Here is a 15,134-nt window from a genome sequence, read left to right on the forward strand (position 1 = left end):
AGCTTGATGGCTCCGTGCCTGTTTTCACCCGTTTTTCGCACCACCAGAAAATGACCAAATACATACTTGCTTTAGATCAGGGCACCACCAGTTCGCGCGCCATTCTGTTCGACCATGCGGGCCGGCCGCACGCCAGCGCGCAGCGCGAGTTCCGCCAGATTTTCCCCCAGCCGGGCTGGGTCGAGCATGACGCGAACGAAATCTGGGCTTCGCAAGAAGGCGTGCTGCAGCAGGTGCTGCGCGACAGCGGCGTGGCGGCAAGCGACGTGGCCGCCATCGGCGTGACCAACCAGCGTGAAACGACGGTGCTGTGGGACCGCGCCACGGGTGAACCCGTCGCCAACGCCATCGTCTGGCAAGACCGCAGAAATGCGGCTTATTGCGAGCAGCTGGTCGAGCAGGGCAAGGCGGACTTGATCCAGCAAAAGACGGGTCTTGTGCTGGACGCCTATTTTTCCGCCACCAAACTCAAATGGCTGCTCGACAATGTTCCCGGTGCCCGCGCGCGCGCCGAGCGGGGCGAGCTGGCCTTCGGCACCGTCGACAGCTGGCTGATTTACAAGATGAGCGGCGCCCACTTGACGGATACGAGCAACGCGGCGCGCACCATGCTGTTCAATATCCACACCCTGCAATGGGACACGGACTTGCTGGCGCTGCTGGGCATTCCCGCCTCGCTGCTGCCCGATGTCGTGCCCTCGAGCGGCGTGGCAGCGCACACGCATGCGGCACTGCTGGGCGTGTCCGTGCCAATCGCCGGCATCGCGGGCGACCAGCAGGCGGCCACCTTCGGCCAGGCCTGCCTGAAGCCGGGCATGGCGAAGAATACCTACGGCACGGGTTGCTTCATGCTGATGAACGTGGGCAAGCGCCCCTTGCCATCGAAAAACCGGCTGTTGACGACGGTGGGCTGGAGCCTGGGCGCCGGCAGCGACAAGACCGATTATTTGCTGGAAGGCAGCGCCTTCATCGCGGGCGCTGCCGTGCAATGGATGCGCGACGGCATCGGCATCATCCGCGACTCGTCCGAAGTGGAAGCGCTGGCCACCAGCGTGCCCGATTCGGGCGGCCTCGTCTTCGTGCCCGCGTTCGCGGGCCTGGGCGCGCCGTACTGGGACCCGTATGCGCGCGGCACCCTGATCGGCATCACGCGCGGCACGGGCAAGGCGCACATCGCGCGGGCGGCGCTGGAGGGTGTGGCTTACCAGAACGTGGATGTACTGTCCGCCATGCAGGACGACGCGGGCATCGCGCTTTCCGAATTGCGCGTAGACGGCGGCGCTGCCCGCAACGACATGCTGATGCAGTTCCAGGCCGACATCTTGAATGTGCCCGTGGTGCGTCCCGTGGTGACGGAAACGACGGCCCTGGGCGCCGCCTACCTGGCGGGCCTGGCCGTGGGTTTCTGGGAATCGCAGGAAGAAATCGCGGCCCAGTGGCAGGTGGGACGCCGTTTCGAGCCGGCCATGGCGGCCGATGAACGCTTGACGCGGCTGCACAAGTGGCAGCGGGCAGTGGAACGCTCGCGCGACTGGAGTGAGTGAAAGCTCGTGCTCAGTGGCGCATGAAATACACGGCATAACCTACCGTTTCGCGGGGCACGGAATACAGGTCGCGCAGCTCGAAATAGGGTGCATGCACGTTGCCGCTGACGGCGATGCCGCTGCGCTCCAGCGCCAGCCGGAAGCGGGGCACGTGAAAATATTGCGTGGCAACCATGGCCGTCTTCCAACCATGCGCGCGCATGAGTTGCGCCGCGTTGCGGGCCGTGGCGTCCGTCGTCCAGCCTTGATTATCTTCAATGATGGCGCCAGCCGGCACGCCGCGCGACTGCAGGTAGCGGGCCATAGCTGCGGCCTCGTCAAAACCTTCCTTGCCCGTCGCCCCGCTGACGAGGATGCGCGGCGCCCTGTGTTCCTGAAACTGTTTCAGCGCCACGTCGAGCCGCGCCTGCAGGCGGGGGCTGGGCGTGCCGTCGGGCAGGATTGTGTTGCCGGGCACGACGATCACGTCGGCGGGGGCAAGTTTGTCGTTCAGGCCCGCCAGCACCAAGGCGGCGGTGGCCAGCAGGAAAACACCGACAGCGCTTGAACCGAGCACAATTATTTTTCGCATCGTTCATCATCAAGTTGGGAATGGACGCATGATACCCGTCCATTCCCGCCGGCGTCAGTTCGACTGCGCCTTGCGCGCGCGCTGGTTCGACAGATAAATATTGTCGATTTCCAGCGGCTTGCCTTCGCGCACGGCATCGAGCCAGTCTTGCGTGCTGGCCACGGCGGCGAAATTCGAGTGGAATACGGCGCTGAAGACGCGGTGGATTTCCTCGGCGCTGGCCGTGCCGCCCGCATTGGCGTAGGGCAGGGTACCAGTGGCGTCCTGCAGGAACTCGACTTGCAGGCCGTCGTGCGCGGCGTGGTAGATGGTGGCCGCGTCGCAGTTGTGCGTCATGTAGCCGATCACGCTCAGGGTGTCGATGCCGTGGCCGGCCAGCCATGCGCGCAAGTCCGTGCCCGCAAACGCGCTGCCCATGGTCTTGTTGATACGGTGGTCGGCGGCAAACGCTGCCACTTGCGGATGCAGCTGCCAGCCGTCGCTGCCCTTGGCGAAGATGGGGGAAGCTTCCGGCGCATCGTGCTGGACGACGATCACGGGCACGCTGGCGGCGCGGGCGGCGGCCATGGCCTGGACGATGTTCGGCAGGGAAATGTCGACGGATGGATATTCGATGGGCATGTCGCCCGTGAAGTATTCATTTTGTACGTCGATGACGAGCAGGGCGCGGCGTGGGGTGCTGGACATGGGTTCTCCTTGAGTGGTTGAAAGAGGAAACAGCTCCTCGATACAGCCATTTTCAGGCTGCGGGGCGCAAATAAAAAGTGGCCCGAAGGACTATCTGCGATAAAATCGGGCCATGACTACTTCTCTTGCCTTGCCCGCTCCGTTGACGGTGGCCGTGATCGCCTTCGACGGCATGACGCCGTTTCACTTGTCCGTGCCTTGCCTCGTATTTGGCGCCCAGGCCGACGAGGCCGATCTGCCGCCTTTCCACGTGCGCGTGTGCGCCGCCGATCCCGTGCCCTTGCGCACGGCGGCCGGCTTCGGCATCACGCCCGAGTTCGGCCTGGAAGGATTGGAGGGCGCCGATATCGTCATCATGCCGGCCTGGCACGACGATTGCCGCGATGCGCCGCTGCCCTTGGTCGCTGCGCTGCAGATGGCGAGCCGGCGCGGCGCGCGCATGGTGGGCCTGTGCCTGGGCGCATTTCCTTTGGCGCAGGCGGGCTTGTTGGATGGCAAGAGCGCGGCCACGCACTGGGGCATGGCGGACCGGTTGGCGGCCCGTTATCCCAAGGTCAGGGTGGACCGGGAGGTGCTGTACGTGGACGATGGCGCCGTGCTGACGTCGGCCGGCGTGGCGGCCGGCCTCGATTGCTGCCTGTACCTGCTGCGCCAGCTGGCGGGCGCCGAAGTGGCGAACCGGGTGGCGCGCCGCCTGCTCGTGGCGCCGCACCGCCAGGGTGGGCAGGCGCAATTCATCGAGCGCCCGCTGCCCGTGTCCGGCAGCGAAGGGCGCTTTGCCGACGTGCTGGCCAGCGTGACAGCCAGCCTGGGCCAGGCGCACAGCATCGATGCGCTGGCCGAACAGGCGGCCATGAGCCGGCGCAATTTCACGCGCCACTTCCGCCAGGCCATGGGCACGTCGTTCAAGCAGTGGCTGCTGAACCAGCGCCTGGCGCATGCGCAAGGCTTGCTGGAAAAGAGCGGGGCTTCGATTGACGTCGTGGCGCAAGAGGCCGGCTTTGGCACGGCCTTGTCGCTGCGCCAGCATTTCCGCGCGAACTTGCAGACGTCGCCTTCGGCGTATCGCAAGCTGTTCCGGCAGCAGCTAGGCCAGGTCGTTGGACCATAGCGCCGCCGGGTCCCGGCTGCCCTGCGGCAGCCCCGCGCTGACGGCGATTTGCCGCGCGATGAAGGCGGCCGGCTCGAAGGCGTAGCGTTCCTGGAACGAGACGGTTTCCGCGCTCATCAGTTCGGCATAGGTTTGCATCAGGGTCGAGGCGCGTATCGAGTCGCCCTGGGCCAGGTAGTCGTCGATGGCGGCCAGCAGCACGGGGTAATCGGCATTTTCCTTGCTGCCGCCAAAGTTGAACGATAACTGCCCGCAGGCGCGCCAGATGGGATCAGGTTCTCCATCCGGCACCGGCTGCGTGCGCAGCCATTGCAAGGCTTTCAGGGGCGGGCCGCCAAATGAGGGCGGCGAGATGATGGCCTGGATGGCCACCCTGACGGCGTCATCGGTTCTTCCCGCGCGCACATACTGGCCGTGCAGCAAGGCCAGGGCATCCGTATATTCGGGAACGATGGCGAGCGCCGCTTCCAGCAGGGCGATGGCCGCCTCTGGATTGCGCTGTGCGATCTGTTCCTTGGCTTCCAGGAAGGCGGCGCGCGGCGAGGCGGGGTCGTCGGCCAGCGTTGGCGTGCCGACATACTCGTCTTCCGCGGCCGCGTGGGCTTGCAGAAACGCCGCCAGGCTGGAAAAGTGCGGCTGGATGCGCCATTCGTCGTGCCACGTCTCGACGACGATGGGCTCGCTCGCTTCGCTGCCGATGGGCCAGTACAGGCCGAAGGTGTCGCCATTGCCCAGCGCGCCTTCAGAGAAGGGAATAAAACCGAGCGGTGGATACGCTGTCGTGTGTTGCCAGTCTGGTTCCGCCGAGATGTGGGCGAGGCTTGTGGGTAATTGCATGGAGGCACCGGAGGATAAAACGCCAGTGTAAAACAAGAGGACGCGGCGGGCGCGTCCCCATGGTTTGCTTGCGCGGCCTACTTGCGCGGCTCGTGTATCCGGAATTTCCTGACGATACCAGCCTGGTCGAACATGACGGCCACTTCGCGCGTGCCTTTTTCGCCCAGCAGGGGGATCAGCCGCGTCACCTTGGGCGCTTGCAGCTGGTTCTTGTAGACCCAGACTTCATAGCCGGGATCGAAGCTGACGACGGTGGCGTTGCCCAGGGCTGCGTCGAGGTCGAGGCGGGTGGTCTTGCCCACCTTGATGTTCTGATAGATGGCGCCATTGTCCGGCGCGCGGTTGACCTTGTATTCACTGGCGGTGCACATGGCCACGGCCAGGCCCGCGAGGCAGGAAGCTGCCAGTTTTATCAATGTGTTCATACGGACTCCCAGTGTGCATCACTGCTTCCAATCTCAGAGGGGACGGGCGTGATGTCAGGAGAGGAGTGTGCTTGCGAACCAGGCAATGTGCTACAAGATTATACAAAGGTGCATAAAACGATTCCTTTGGTGCCGGCAGCCGGTACTTTTACCGGCTCTGCAATACGTCGGTCGACAGCGCTAGCGTTTCCTTGATTTCTTCCATCACCACATAGCTTTTCGATTGCGCGGCGCCGGGCAGCTGCAGCAGCATGTCGCCCAGCAATTTGCGGTACTCGGCCATTTCATGGATGCGCGCTTTGATCAGGTAATCGAAGTCGCCCGACACCAGGTGGCATTCCTGCACCTCGGGAATCTGCAGCACTTCGCGGCGGAATTGCTCGAAGGCGGACGCGGATTTTTGATTGAGCGTAATCTCTACAAAGACGAGCAGCTTGGCTCCCAGCGCGGCCGGGTTCACCTTGGCATGGTAGCCCGTGATGACGCCGTCGCGCTCCATGCGCTTGACCCGCTCGATGCAAGGCGTGATGGACAGGCCCACCTGTTCACCGAGGTCTTTCATCGAGATGCGGCCATCCTGTTGCAGGATGCGCAGGATGTGGCGATCCAGCTTGTCGAGGCCACGTGCCGATTCTTTAAGGATTCTCATGATTTATTGCTGAATATCTCGATTTATACGTGAACAAATACTGGCTCTTTCCCAATATGATAGCGGTTAATCTGGCGTCAGCCTAAAAAAATATAATGAGGAAACTATGCGTATCGTGATTCTGGGTAGCGGCGTCATCGGCGTCACCAGTGCTTACTATCTGGCCAAGGCAGGACATGAGGTGACCGTCATCGACCGCCAGCCGGGCCCTGCACTGGAAACCAGCTTCGCGAATGCGGGGCAAATCTCGCCCGGCTACGCTTCGCCATGGGCTGCGCCCGGTATTCCCCTGAAAGCTGTGAAGTGGATGATGCAGCGCCACGCGCCCCTGGCCATCTCGCTCGACGGCAGCGCCGCCCAGCTGAAATGGATGTGGCAGATGTTGCGTAATTGCACACCGGAAGCGTATGCCGTGAACAAGGAACGCATGGTGCGCCTGGCCGAATACAGCCGCGACTGCTTCAAGGTCTTGCGCGCCGAGGCGGGCATCACCTACGAAGGCCGCCAGCAAGGCACGATGCAATTGTTCCGCACCGAAAAGCAATACAACGACGCCGCCAAGGATATCGAAGTGTTGAAAGACGCTGGCGTGCCGTACGAAGTACTGCAACGCAACGAACTGTCGCGCGCCGAACCGGCCCTGGAAGCGGTCAAGGATAAACTGTTCGGCGGCTTGCGCCTGCCCAACGATGAAACGGGCGATTGTCAGCTGTTTACCACGCGCCTGTCCGAGATGGCCGTGGCGCTGGGCGTGAAGTTCCGCTACGGCGTGTCCATCGACGCGCTGCTGACGCAGGGCGATGAAATCGCTGGCGTGCAATGCGGCGCGGAAATCGTCAAGGCCGATTCCTATGTGGTGGCCCTCGGTTCCTACTCGACGGGCTTCATGAAGCCGCTGCTGGACATTCCCGTGTATCCGTTGAAGGGCTATTCGATCACCGTGCCTATCGTCAACGCGGCCAAGGCGCCCGTGTCGACCATCCTCGATGAAACTTATAAAATTGCCGTCACCCGTTTCGACGACCGCATCCGCGTGGGCGGTATGGCGGAAATCGCCGGCTACAACCTGAACCTGAACCCGCGCCGCCGCGAAACCCTGGAAATGGTCGTCAACGACCTGTTCCCGGGCGGCGGCAACACGGCCGAAGCGACATTCTGGACGGGCTTGCGCCCGATGACGCCGGACGGCACGCCTATCGTCGGCCGCACGCCGATGCGCAACCTGTTCCTCAACACGGGTCACGGCACCCTGGGCTGGACCATGTCCTGCGGCTCGGCGCAATTGCTGGCCGACCTGATGTCGTCGAAAAGGCCGGCCATCCTGGCCGACGACCTGTCCGTCAGCCGCTACAGCGGCTCGCAGGGCCATGGCAAACTGCAACACGCGGCGGCCTGAGATGGCGGCCAGCATGCCTCCAAAGGAACGTAGCGGCGCCATCCTGACGGTGGATCTGGACGCCGTGCGCGCCAACTACCGCTTGCTGCGCGACAAGGCGCACCCGGCCGCCTGCTCGGCCGTCGTCAAGTCCGACGCGTATGGCCTGGGCGCCGCGCAAGTGGGCGCGGCCCTGTATGAAGAAGGTTGCCGGCATTTCTTCGTGGCGCACCTGGAAGAGGGCATCAGCCTGCGCCCGCACGTGGCGCCGGACGCGGACATCTTCGTGCTGCACGGTCCGCCCGTCGGCACGGAAGGCGAATTCACGGCCCATGGCCTGATTCCCGTGCTCAACAGCGAGCCGCAGGTGGCTGGCTGGCGCGCGCATGCGAAGGCGCTGGGCAAAACCTTGGAAGCGAATGTGCAGGTCGACACGGGCATGTCGCGCATGGGCTTGTCGCCGCAGGAAATCGACGCCTGGCTGCTGGACGAACACTTCCTTGATGGCATCAAAGTGCGCTACCTCATGAGCCATCTGGCTTGCGCCGACGAGCGCAGCAACCCGATGAATAGCGAGCAGCTGGCCAGCTTCCTCGCCATCCGCGCCCGTTTGCCGCAATACCGCGCCAGCCTGGCCAATTCCTCGGGCATCTTTTTGTCGCCCGATTATCACTTCGACCTGGTGCGCCCCGGTGCGGCCCTGTACGGCATCGGGCCGCAGGGCGGCGAACCGAATCCCCTGCGCTCGGTAGTGCGCCTGCAAGGCAAGGTGCTGCAGACGCGCACGATTGCCGCCGGCGACCACGTGGGCTACAGCCGCCGCTACACGGCCAGCGAGCCGCGCCAGGTGGCGACTGTTTCCGTCGGTTATGCCGATGGCTGGCTGCGCAGCATGAGCAACCAGGGCCTGGCCATCGTCGACGGCGTGAAAGTGCCGCAGATCGGCGCCATCTCGATGGATTCCATCACGCTCGACGTGAGCGCCATCGCCGAGGAGCGCGTGGCGCCGGGCAGCCTGGTCGACCTGATCTGCGCCGAACACCCGGTCGACGCCGTGGCGGCCATGGCCAATACCATCGGCTACGAGGTGTTGACCAATTTGGGCGGACGCTATTATCGCGAATACCAGGGATTGGCTGGCGCACGCTAAACAGCGCGAAACCCATGATTGTGTGGCAAGATAGCCCTGTAGTGAGCTTCACTCCAGGGCTATTCTTTTACCAAGATCGGGGATTTATATGAGTCAATATAACGTTGCTATCATCGTCGGCAGCCTGCGCAAGGATTCCTTCAACCGCAAGCTGGCTGACGCCATCATCAAGCTGGCGCCGCCCGAATTTTCCTTCAAGCACATCGAAATCGGCGACTTGCCGCTGTATAACCAGGATGACGATGGCGCGCAGGCCGAGCAGGTGCTGCGCCTCAAATCCGACATTTCCGCTTCGCAAGCCTTGCTCTTCCTCACCCCCGAATACAACCGCTCGATCCCCGGCGTGCTGAAAAATGCCCTCGACCACGGTTCGCGTCCGTATGGCCAGAGCGTGTGGGGCGGCAAGCCGGGCGCCGTGCTCGGCGTGTCCGTGGGCGCCACGGGGACGGCCCTGGCGCAGCAGCATTTGCGCAATGTGCTCGCTTACCTTGACGTGCCGCTGCTGGGACAGCCCGAAATGTTTATTCAGGCCAAGGACGGCCTGTTTGACGAGCATGGCGGCATCGGCCCGGCCAGCCTCGGTTTCTTCCAGAGCTGGATGCAGCGCTATGTGGACTGGGTCCGCAAGCACGCGATCCACGCTTGATGTAGGTCAAAGCGGCAGCGTTCTGCGTTGCCGCTAGTACATTTTCTTTGACCATGGATGCCAATATTTCAATATTGGCACGGGTGTCTCGGTATAATGCGCTCTTTCTTTAGCGCAATACTTTCCAAATCTTGCCGACTCCATGTGGACTAAACCTGTTCTGCGCATGAATTTGCGCCGTTTGATCGTGCTCGTGGCCTTTGCCAGCGCCCTGGTGTCCCTCGCCAATACCTTCTATGCCAGCTACAGCGTCCAGCGCCAGTTGCTGATCGACACCACCCTCGAAGCGAACCACGCGTATGCGAGCAAGCTGGCCAGCACGGCCGAGGATTTCCTGCAGTCGGCGCGCCAGCAACTGGCCTACAGCGCCGGCAGCCTGCCATCGCGCATGGGGGACGACGCCTGGCTGACGGACGAGGCGCAACGGCTGCGTTTGCAAACGAACAGCTTCAATTCCGTGCTCATCGTCAATGCGGACGGCAAGGTGCTGGGCGTGTCGCCGGAAACCCTGGCCCTGAAAAACCGCACGCTCGATTCGGCCGGCGCCATCCAGGCGCTACGCGAGCGGCGACCGCTGGTGACGCAGCCGTACGTCTCCTCGGCCGGCAACCTGGTGGTCTTCATTTCGCATCCCATCCTTGGCAAGGATGGCCGCTACCTCGGCTATGTGGGCGGCAGCATCTACCTGAAACAGAAAAACATCCTGTACACCATGCTGGGCCAGCATTACTACCGCGACGGCTCCTACCTGTACGTGGTGGACCAGAACCGGCGCCTGCTGTACCACCCGGACCCCGAGCGCCTGGGCGACCTGGCCGGCAAGAATGACGTCATCGACAACATCATCGCGCAGCAGGGCGGCGGCAACCGGCGCATGCACAACAGCCTGGGCGTGGACATGCTGGCTGGCTACGCCGTCATGCCGTCGACGGGCTGGGGCATCGTGGCGCAGCGTCCCACGGCCATGACCCTGGCCCCGCTGAACCAGCTGATGGCCGACACGGTATGGCATTCGCTGCCGATCGCCTTGCTGAGCCTGCCATTCATCTGGTGGCTGGCCAGCCTGATTTCACGCCCCCTGATGCAGCTGGCCGACGGCGCGCGGCGCATGGATGCGCCCGGCACGGCCGAGCACATCGCCGGCATCCGCGCCTGGTATGTGGAGGCGGCGCAGATCAAGAAAGCCTTGCTGAAGGGGCTGATGTTATTGCAGAACAAGATCGGCAAATTGAAGACCGACGTGCAGACGGACCCGCTGACGGGCCTGTCGAACCGGCGCGGCATGGCTGCGGCGCTGGAGGTCTGGCAGGCGCAGGCGCGGCCGTTTTCCGTCATCGCCATCGACATCGACCATTTCAAGCAAGTCAACGACCAGTGGGGCCATGCCGTGGGCGACGACGTCATCCTGCGCCTGGCGCAGCTGATGCGCGCCTGTTCGCGCGATGCCGACGTGCTGTGCCGCAATGGCGGCGATGAATTCATCATGCTGCTGCCCGACGCCGACCTTGACGCGGCCCTGCAGGTAGCCGAGCGCCTGCGCGCCAGGGTGGCCGCCGCCGTGATTCCCGGCGCGGGTCCCATCACGGTCTCGCTGGGCGTCGTGTCGTCGGAACAGGAGGCGGGCGCCACGGACGCCGTGCTGCTGGCCGCCGATGCGGCCCTGTACGTAGCCAAGGAAAACGGGCGCAATTGCGTGGGCATCACGGAGCCTGCTTGATAAACTGATCCGCTGTTTTCTGTTGCATCTGAGCCTGTCCGCTTTGCCCGCCAGCGCTTACCATGTGACCCTGATCAGCTACAACGAGGACAACGGGCATGGTAGGGAAGGATATTGATGACGTTTGAGCAAGCACCTGGCATCCGCTGCGAAGTCGCTGGACAGCCGCACCCGCTGGCCTTCCTCGGCTGCCGCGGACTCAACTATGGCCAGCACAGCGTGCTGCCGCTGCATCCGTTCCGCCTGAGCGTGCCGGAAGCGGCGCTGGCGGGACTGCTCGACGAGCCGTTCAACAGTTTTATCCAGACTTGCCGCGAAGACGACCTGCAGGACGAGGAAAGCGATTTGCCCGCGCTGAAGGAAGCGGGCTATCCCGACATCACGGCCATGCTGGCGGGCCACCGGCAGCTGCTGGCCGACATGCTGTACGACTTCATGATCAGCGATTTAATGGACGCGATCGGGCGAGCCAGCGGCTACCGGAGTCAGGTTCCACGCTACTGGGGCGACGTGGAGGCGGCGGACAACCGCGCGTATTTCATCGTCAATGAAGTGCAGACAGTCTCCTTTGCCGACGGTCAGGTCATATTCGAAGGGCAGGGCTACTACGGTGCCTACGTCATCTGGCTGACGCACGGCTACGTCCGTAAATAGGGGCTTGACCTTCCTCGTGTGGGAAGGTTTATAGTTGTGCCATGAACCGTGCCTTTTTCCGCTTTCTCGCCCGCTCGCTGCTCTGGCTGCTAGCCGTCACGCTGCCCTTGCAGGGCTTTGCGTCGGCCATGCGCAGCTGCTGCGTGGACGAGCTGGCGTTCACGGTCGCCGTCGAGGCAATGCAGGCGCCCCAGTGCCACGACATGGGCGACATGGCCGGCATGCACATGCAGGACCAGCCGATGAAAATGGCCATGGACGATGGCGGCGCCACGCACCACGGCCACGATTGCAGCAACCACGGCGCGTGTACCGTGGGCGCCACGGCGCCGCCAGGCATGCCTGTCTTGCACGCCTTGACCCTGCGCGCGCCGCCTCCGGCGCTGGCGCCCGAGTCCCTGTTCGCCGGGCATATCCCGCCTGGTCCCGAACGTCCCCCGAGAAGCACGCGCTCCGCCTGACCGCCCGTTGAACCTGGCGGTGCCGCCGTCGCACGTCCCTGCACGTTGCACCGGCCGCGCCAGCGTTCCAGTCGCGCCCGCCGCGCCATACCCTGTCATTCAAGGAATACCATGAAATACCTGTTCAGCCTTGCGCTGGCCGTGCTGCCGCTGGCCGCCGCAGCGCAATCCCCGTCGCCGTCCCCGTCCTCCCCGCAAGAGGCGCAAGCATCCGTGCCGGCCACCACTTACCGCTCCGCCTTTGCCGGCTACCGTCCCGCCACCGAGGACGAGGCTACGCCCGACCAGACCTGGCGTGCCGTCAACGACAAAGTCGGCAAGGCCGGCGGCCACATGGGCATGATGAAAATGGATGGCCACAAGATGGAAGGACACGAGATGGAAGGGCACAAGATGCCGATGGCTCAGCCCAGCCCCAAGCCGGATGCCAAGCCTGCCCCGCAACATCAGCACCACCAGCATGAAGGACACTGACATGGCGCGTTTCAAGAACTCGTACGGCCTCACGCCGCTGGCCCTGGCGGCCGTCCTGCTGCTCAGCGGCTGCGCCAGCTTCAGCCAGGATGGCGGCATGCAGACGGTGTCCGCGCTGGCCGACGCCCGCACGGGCGCCCCCGCAGCGCTGGCGGACAAGGGCGGCGAGGAAAAGTTGGCCAGCCTGCTGGCCCAGCCCTTGGACGCCGACAGCGCCGTGCGCATCGCCCTGATGAACAATCACGGCATGAAAGTGGCGCTGGCCGAACTGGGTGCGTCCGAATCGGACCTCGTGCAAGCGGGGCGCTTGCGCAATCCCGGCCTGTCGTTCGGCCGCTCGCACGGCAGCAACGGCAATGAAATCGACCGCGGCGTCAGCTTCGACCTGGCCGGCTTGCTGACCATGCCGATGCGCGTGAATATCGAGCGTGGCCGTTTCGAGCAAGCCAAGCTGCAGGCCGCCGGCAGCGCCGTGCAATTGGCGGCCGATACGCGCCGCGCCTATTTCAACGCCGTGGCCGCCGTGCAGACGGAAGCGTTCATGCAGCGTGCGCTGTTGTCGGCCGAGGCGGGCGCCGAACTGGCCACGCGCTTGCAGCAGGCGGGCAACTGGAGCCGCCTCGACCAGGCGCGCCAGCAAGTGTTTTACGCGGACGCCGTCGGCGACCTGGCGCGCGCGCGCCACCAGGCCACGGCCACGCGCGAGCACCTGACGCGGCTGCTGGGCCTGTGGGGCAAGCAGACCAGTTTTACTTTACCGTCGCGCTTGCCCGACTTGCCGGCCCAGGCGGCGGACGCCGGAAATATCGAGGCGCAAGCGATGGAGCAGCGCCTCGACGTGCAGATGAGCAAACTTGATGCGCATGCGACGGCCGATGCGCTGGGCTTGTCCAAGGTGACGGGCTTCGTCAACGTGCTCGACGTGGGCTACACCAACAAGAGCAGCAGCGAGGCGCCGCGCGAAAACGGCTATGAAGTGTCGCTGGAACTGCCGTTGTTCGACTGGGGCTCGGCGCGCAATGCCAAGGCGCAAGCCTTGTACGAGCAGTCGCTGCAGCGCACGGCAGGCACGGCTGTCAAAGCCCGCTCGGAAGTGCGCGAGGCGTATTCCAGCTACCGCACGGCCTACGACCTGGCGCGTCACTACCGCGATGAAGTCGTGCCGCTGCGCAAGACGATCTCGCACGAGGTGCTGCTGCGCTACAACGGCATGCTGGCCAGCGTGTTCGAGTTGCTGGCCGACGCGCGCGAACAGGTCGCCAGTGTCAACAGCGCCATCGAAACCCAGCGCGACTTCTGGATCGCGCAAACCGAACTGCAAGGCGCCATCAATGGCAGCGGCCCAGCCAACAAGGAATAATAATGATTACACGTAGAAACTTTTTCATGAACGCGGGCGCCGTCGCCCTCAGTGCCGCAGCCGTCAGCCGAGTCGGCGCGGCGTCGTTGCCGGAAGCCGTCAGCATGGCTGGCGCCGACACCAAGGCGCCGCCACCGCCGCCGAACGGGCGCCCGTACAACCCCGTCGTCACCCTCAACGGCTGGTCCTTGCCCTGGCGCATGAACAACAACGTCAAGGAATTTCATCTGGTGGCCGAACCCGTCGTGCGCGAACTGGCGCCCGGCATGATGGCCAACCTGTGGGGCTATAACGGCCAGTCGCCAGGCCCCACCATCGAAGTGGTGGAGGGCGACCGCGTGCGCATCTTTGTCACCAACAAATTGCCGGAACACACAAGCGTGCATTGGCATGGCCAGCGTTTGCCCAACGGCATGGATGGCGTCACGGGCCTGACCCAGCCGGGCATCGCCCCCGGTAAAACCTTCGTCTATGAATTCGTCGCCAAGCGGCCCGGCACCTTCATGTACCACCCGCATGCCGATGAAATGACGCAGATGGCCATGGGCATGATGGGTTTCTGGGTGACGCACCCGAAAGACCCGAACTTCATGAAGGTGGACCGCGATTTCGTCTTCTTGCTCAGCAACTATGACATCGATCCCGGCAGCTACACGCCGAAGATCATGACCATGACAGATTTCAACTTGTTCACCTTCAACAGCCGCGTCTTCCCGGGCATCGACCCCATGGTTGTGCGCCAGGGCGACAAGGTGCGCGTGCGCGTGGGTAATCTGACCATGACGAACCACCCGATCCACATGCATGGCCATGAATTCGAGGTGACGGGCACGGATGGCGGCTGGACGCGCCCCGAATCGCGCTGGCCCGAAGTCACCACGGACGTGGCCGTGGGCCAGATGCGGGCCGTGGAATTCACGGCCACGGACCTGGGCGACTGGGCTTTTCACTGCCACAAGTCGCACCACACGATGAACGCCATGGGGCATGATGTGCCGACCATGATCGGCGTCGACCACCAAGGTGTGGCGGCAAAGATCAACCAGCTCGTGCCCGGCTACATGGTGATGGGCGAACGGGGCATGGCCGACATGGGCGAGATGCAGATGCCCATCCCCGACAACACCTTGCCGATGATGGCCGGCGACGGCCCGTTCGGCGCCATCGGCATGGGCGGCATGTTTACCACGGTCAAGGTACGCAAGGACCAGAAACCGGGCGACTACCGCGACCCGGGCTGGTACAAGCATCCGGCCGGCAGCGTGGCCTATGAATGGACGGGCGCCTTGCCGGAACCGGTGCGCGGGCAGGGCGCGGGCAAGCAGGTGGTGAAAGGTGGCGTGGAGATGACGGTGCGCAAGCCGGGCGGACACAGCGGGCATTGACGTTCCCCCGGGGCTTGCTAGCACGGCAAGCTCCGGGACATGTTGCTTTAGATCAAGGAATTATTGCTTAGTGACAATCCGAGCATTT

General features: G+C 63.9%; 16 protein-coding genes. 11 read left to right on the forward strand and 5 right to left on the reverse strand.

The window, feature by feature from the left end; translation table 11 throughout:
- The first annotated feature begins 50 nt into the window (after positions 1 to 50).
- Positions 51 to 1,544 (forward strand): glycerol kinase GlpK, encoded by a 1,494-nt coding sequence (glpK, locus tag ASN89_RS06065; RefSeq protein WP_058048623.1) that lies wholly within the window; start codon positions 51 to 53, stop codon positions 1,542 to 1,544.
- Positions 1,545 to 1,554: 10 nt separating this feature from the next.
- Here glpK and ASN89_RS06070 read toward each other — a convergent pair whose 3' ends face one another.
- Entirely contained in the window at positions 1,555 to 2,115 is a 561-nt protein-coding gene (locus ASN89_RS06070; protein WP_058048624.1) for a YdcF family protein, read from the reverse strand.
- A gap of 54 nt (positions 2,116 to 2,169) precedes the next feature.
- Positions 2,170 to 2,802, reverse strand: a complete 633-nt coding sequence (locus ASN89_RS06075; protein ID WP_058048625.1) for a cysteine hydrolase family protein — start codon at positions 2,800 to 2,802, stop codon at positions 2,170 to 2,172.
- A 142-nt stretch (positions 2,803 to 2,944) separates the two neighbouring features.
- Between ASN89_RS06075 and ASN89_RS06080 the strand changes: the two genes are divergently transcribed.
- Positions 2,945 to 3,913 (forward strand): GlxA family transcriptional regulator, encoded by a 969-nt coding sequence (locus ASN89_RS06080; RefSeq protein WP_414842505.1) that lies wholly within the window; start codon positions 2,945 to 2,947, stop codon positions 3,911 to 3,913.
- Here ASN89_RS06080 and ASN89_RS06085 read toward each other — a convergent pair.
- The 3 genes from ASN89_RS06085 to ASN89_RS06095 all read right to left on the reverse strand — a co-directional run bounded on the left by ASN89_RS06085 (position 3,890) and on the right by ASN89_RS06095 (position 5,824).
- Positions 3,890 to 4,750, reverse strand: a complete 861-nt coding sequence (locus ASN89_RS06085; protein WP_058048627.1) for a tetratricopeptide repeat protein — start codon at positions 4,748 to 4,750, stop codon at positions 3,890 to 3,892. The two genes, ASN89_RS06080 and ASN89_RS06085, sit on opposite strands and share 24 nt — an antisense overlap.
- Positions 4,751 to 4,827: 77 nt before the next feature.
- A complete protein-coding gene (locus ASN89_RS06090; RefSeq protein WP_034754978.1) occupies positions 4,828 to 5,175 on the reverse strand; it encodes a hypothetical protein in 348 nt (115 codons plus the stop codon).
- Positions 5,176 to 5,323: 148 nt separating this feature from the next.
- Entirely contained in the window at positions 5,324 to 5,824 is a 501-nt protein-coding gene (locus ASN89_RS06095) for an Lrp/AsnC ligand binding domain-containing protein (protein WP_034754979.1), read from the reverse strand.
- Between the two features lie 106 nt (positions 5,825 to 5,930).
- Here ASN89_RS06095 and ASN89_RS06100 point away from each other — a divergent pair, with 106 nt between their 5' ends.
- The 9 genes from ASN89_RS06100 (at position 5,931) to ASN89_RS06140 (ending at position 15,046) form a co-directional block, all read left to right on the forward strand.
- Positions 5,931 to 7,220 carry a D-amino acid dehydrogenase gene (locus tag ASN89_RS06100; protein WP_058048628.1) on the forward strand — a complete coding sequence of 430 codons (1,290 nt, stop codon included), beginning with the start codon at positions 5,931 to 5,933 and terminating at the stop codon, positions 7,218 to 7,220.
- 13 nt (positions 7,221 to 7,233) lie between these two features.
- A complete protein-coding gene (alr, locus tag ASN89_RS06105) occupies positions 7,234 to 8,349 on the forward strand; it encodes an alanine racemase (RefSeq protein ID WP_235501886.1) in 1,116 nt (371 codons plus the stop codon).
- Between the two features lie 88 nt (positions 8,350 to 8,437).
- Complete coding sequence (locus tag ASN89_RS06110) at positions 8,438 to 8,995, forward strand: NADPH-dependent FMN reductase (protein ID WP_058048630.1); 558 nt, start codon at positions 8,438 to 8,440, stop codon at positions 8,993 to 8,995.
- Between the two features lie 142 nt (positions 8,996 to 9,137).
- Complete coding sequence (locus ASN89_RS06115; RefSeq protein WP_058048631.1) at positions 9,138 to 10,712, forward strand: sensor domain-containing diguanylate cyclase; 1,575 nt, start codon at positions 9,138 to 9,140, stop codon at positions 10,710 to 10,712.
- Positions 10,713 to 10,829: 117 nt separating this feature from the next.
- On the forward strand, positions 10,830 to 11,366 hold the full coding sequence (locus tag ASN89_RS06120; RefSeq protein WP_058048632.1) for a hypothetical protein: 537 nt from the start codon (positions 10,830 to 10,832) through the stop codon (positions 11,364 to 11,366).
- 41 nt (positions 11,367 to 11,407) lie between these two features.
- On the forward strand, positions 11,408 to 11,827 hold the full coding sequence (locus tag ASN89_RS06125; RefSeq protein ID WP_058048633.1) for a hypothetical protein: 420 nt from the start codon (positions 11,408 to 11,410) through the stop codon (positions 11,825 to 11,827).
- Between the two features lie 111 nt (positions 11,828 to 11,938).
- The gene (locus ASN89_RS06130; RefSeq protein WP_058048634.1) at positions 11,939 to 12,301 is read left to right on the forward strand and encodes a hypothetical protein; all 363 of its coding nucleotides are present in this window, start codon (positions 11,939 to 11,941) and stop codon (positions 12,299 to 12,301) included.
- Positions 12,288 to 13,661: a TolC family protein gene (locus tag ASN89_RS06135; RefSeq protein ID WP_082654420.1), complete on the forward strand. Its 1,374-nt coding sequence runs from the start codon at positions 12,288 to 12,290 to the stop codon at positions 13,659 to 13,661. The genes ASN89_RS06130 and ASN89_RS06135 overlap by 14 nt, the downstream gene beginning before the upstream one ends.
- Before the next feature lie 2 nt (positions 13,662 to 13,663).
- The gene (locus ASN89_RS06140) at positions 13,664 to 15,046 is read left to right on the forward strand and encodes a multicopper oxidase family protein (protein WP_058048636.1); all 1,383 of its coding nucleotides are present in this window, start codon (positions 13,664 to 13,666) and stop codon (positions 15,044 to 15,046) included.
- Positions 15,047 to 15,134 lie beyond the last annotated feature (88 nt).

Source organism: Janthinobacterium sp. Ant5-2-1, from assembly GCF_001445815.1.
Taxonomy (GTDB): domain Bacteria; phylum Pseudomonadota; class Gammaproteobacteria; order Burkholderiales; family Burkholderiaceae_D; genus Janthinobacterium; species Janthinobacterium lividum_E.

Bases quoted from the DNA above. Each gene is read 5' to 3' on its own strand.
- glpK (WP_058048623.1), top strand. From the start codon at position 51: ATGACCAAATACATACTTGCTTTAGATCAGGGCACCACCAGTTCGCGC.
- ASN89_RS06070 (WP_058048624.1), bottom strand. From the start codon at position 2,115: ATGCGAAAAATAATTGTGCTCGGTTCAAGCGCTGTCGGTGTTTTCCTG.
- ASN89_RS06075 (WP_058048625.1), bottom strand. From the start codon at position 2,802: ATGTCCAGCACCCCACGCCGCGCCCTGCTCGTCATCGACGTACAAAAT.
- ASN89_RS06085 (WP_058048627.1), bottom strand. From the start codon at position 4,750: ATGCAATTACCCACAAGCCTCGCCCACATCTCGGCGGAACCAGACTGG.
- ASN89_RS06090 (WP_034754978.1), bottom strand. From the start codon at position 5,175: ATGAACACATTGATAAAACTGGCAGCTTCCTGCCTCGCGGGCCTGGCC.
- ASN89_RS06095 (WP_034754979.1), bottom strand. From the start codon at position 5,824: ATGAGAATCCTTAAAGAATCGGCACGTGGCCTCGACAAGCTGGATCGC.
- ASN89_RS06100 (WP_058048628.1), top strand. From the start codon at position 5,931: ATGCGTATCGTGATTCTGGGTAGCGGCGTCATCGGCGTCACCAGTGCT.
- alr (WP_235501886.1), top strand. From the start codon at position 7,234: ATGCCTCCAAAGGAACGTAGCGGCGCCATCCTGACGGTGGATCTGGAC.
- ASN89_RS06110 (WP_058048630.1), top strand. From the start codon at position 8,438: ATGAGTCAATATAACGTTGCTATCATCGTCGGCAGCCTGCGCAAGGAT.
- ASN89_RS06115 (WP_058048631.1), top strand. From the start codon at position 9,138: ATGTGGACTAAACCTGTTCTGCGCATGAATTTGCGCCGTTTGATCGTG.
- ASN89_RS06120 (WP_058048632.1), top strand. From the start codon at position 10,830: ATGACGTTTGAGCAAGCACCTGGCATCCGCTGCGAAGTCGCTGGACAG.
- ASN89_RS06125 (WP_058048633.1), top strand. From the start codon at position 11,408: ATGAACCGTGCCTTTTTCCGCTTTCTCGCCCGCTCGCTGCTCTGGCTG.
- ASN89_RS06130 (WP_058048634.1), top strand. From the start codon at position 11,939: ATGAAATACCTGTTCAGCCTTGCGCTGGCCGTGCTGCCGCTGGCCGCC.
- ASN89_RS06135 (WP_082654420.1), top strand. From the start codon at position 12,288: ATGAAGGACACTGACATGGCGCGTTTCAAGAACTCGTACGGCCTCACG.
- ASN89_RS06140 (WP_058048636.1), top strand. From the start codon at position 13,664: ATGATTACACGTAGAAACTTTTTCATGAACGCGGGCGCCGTCGCCCTC.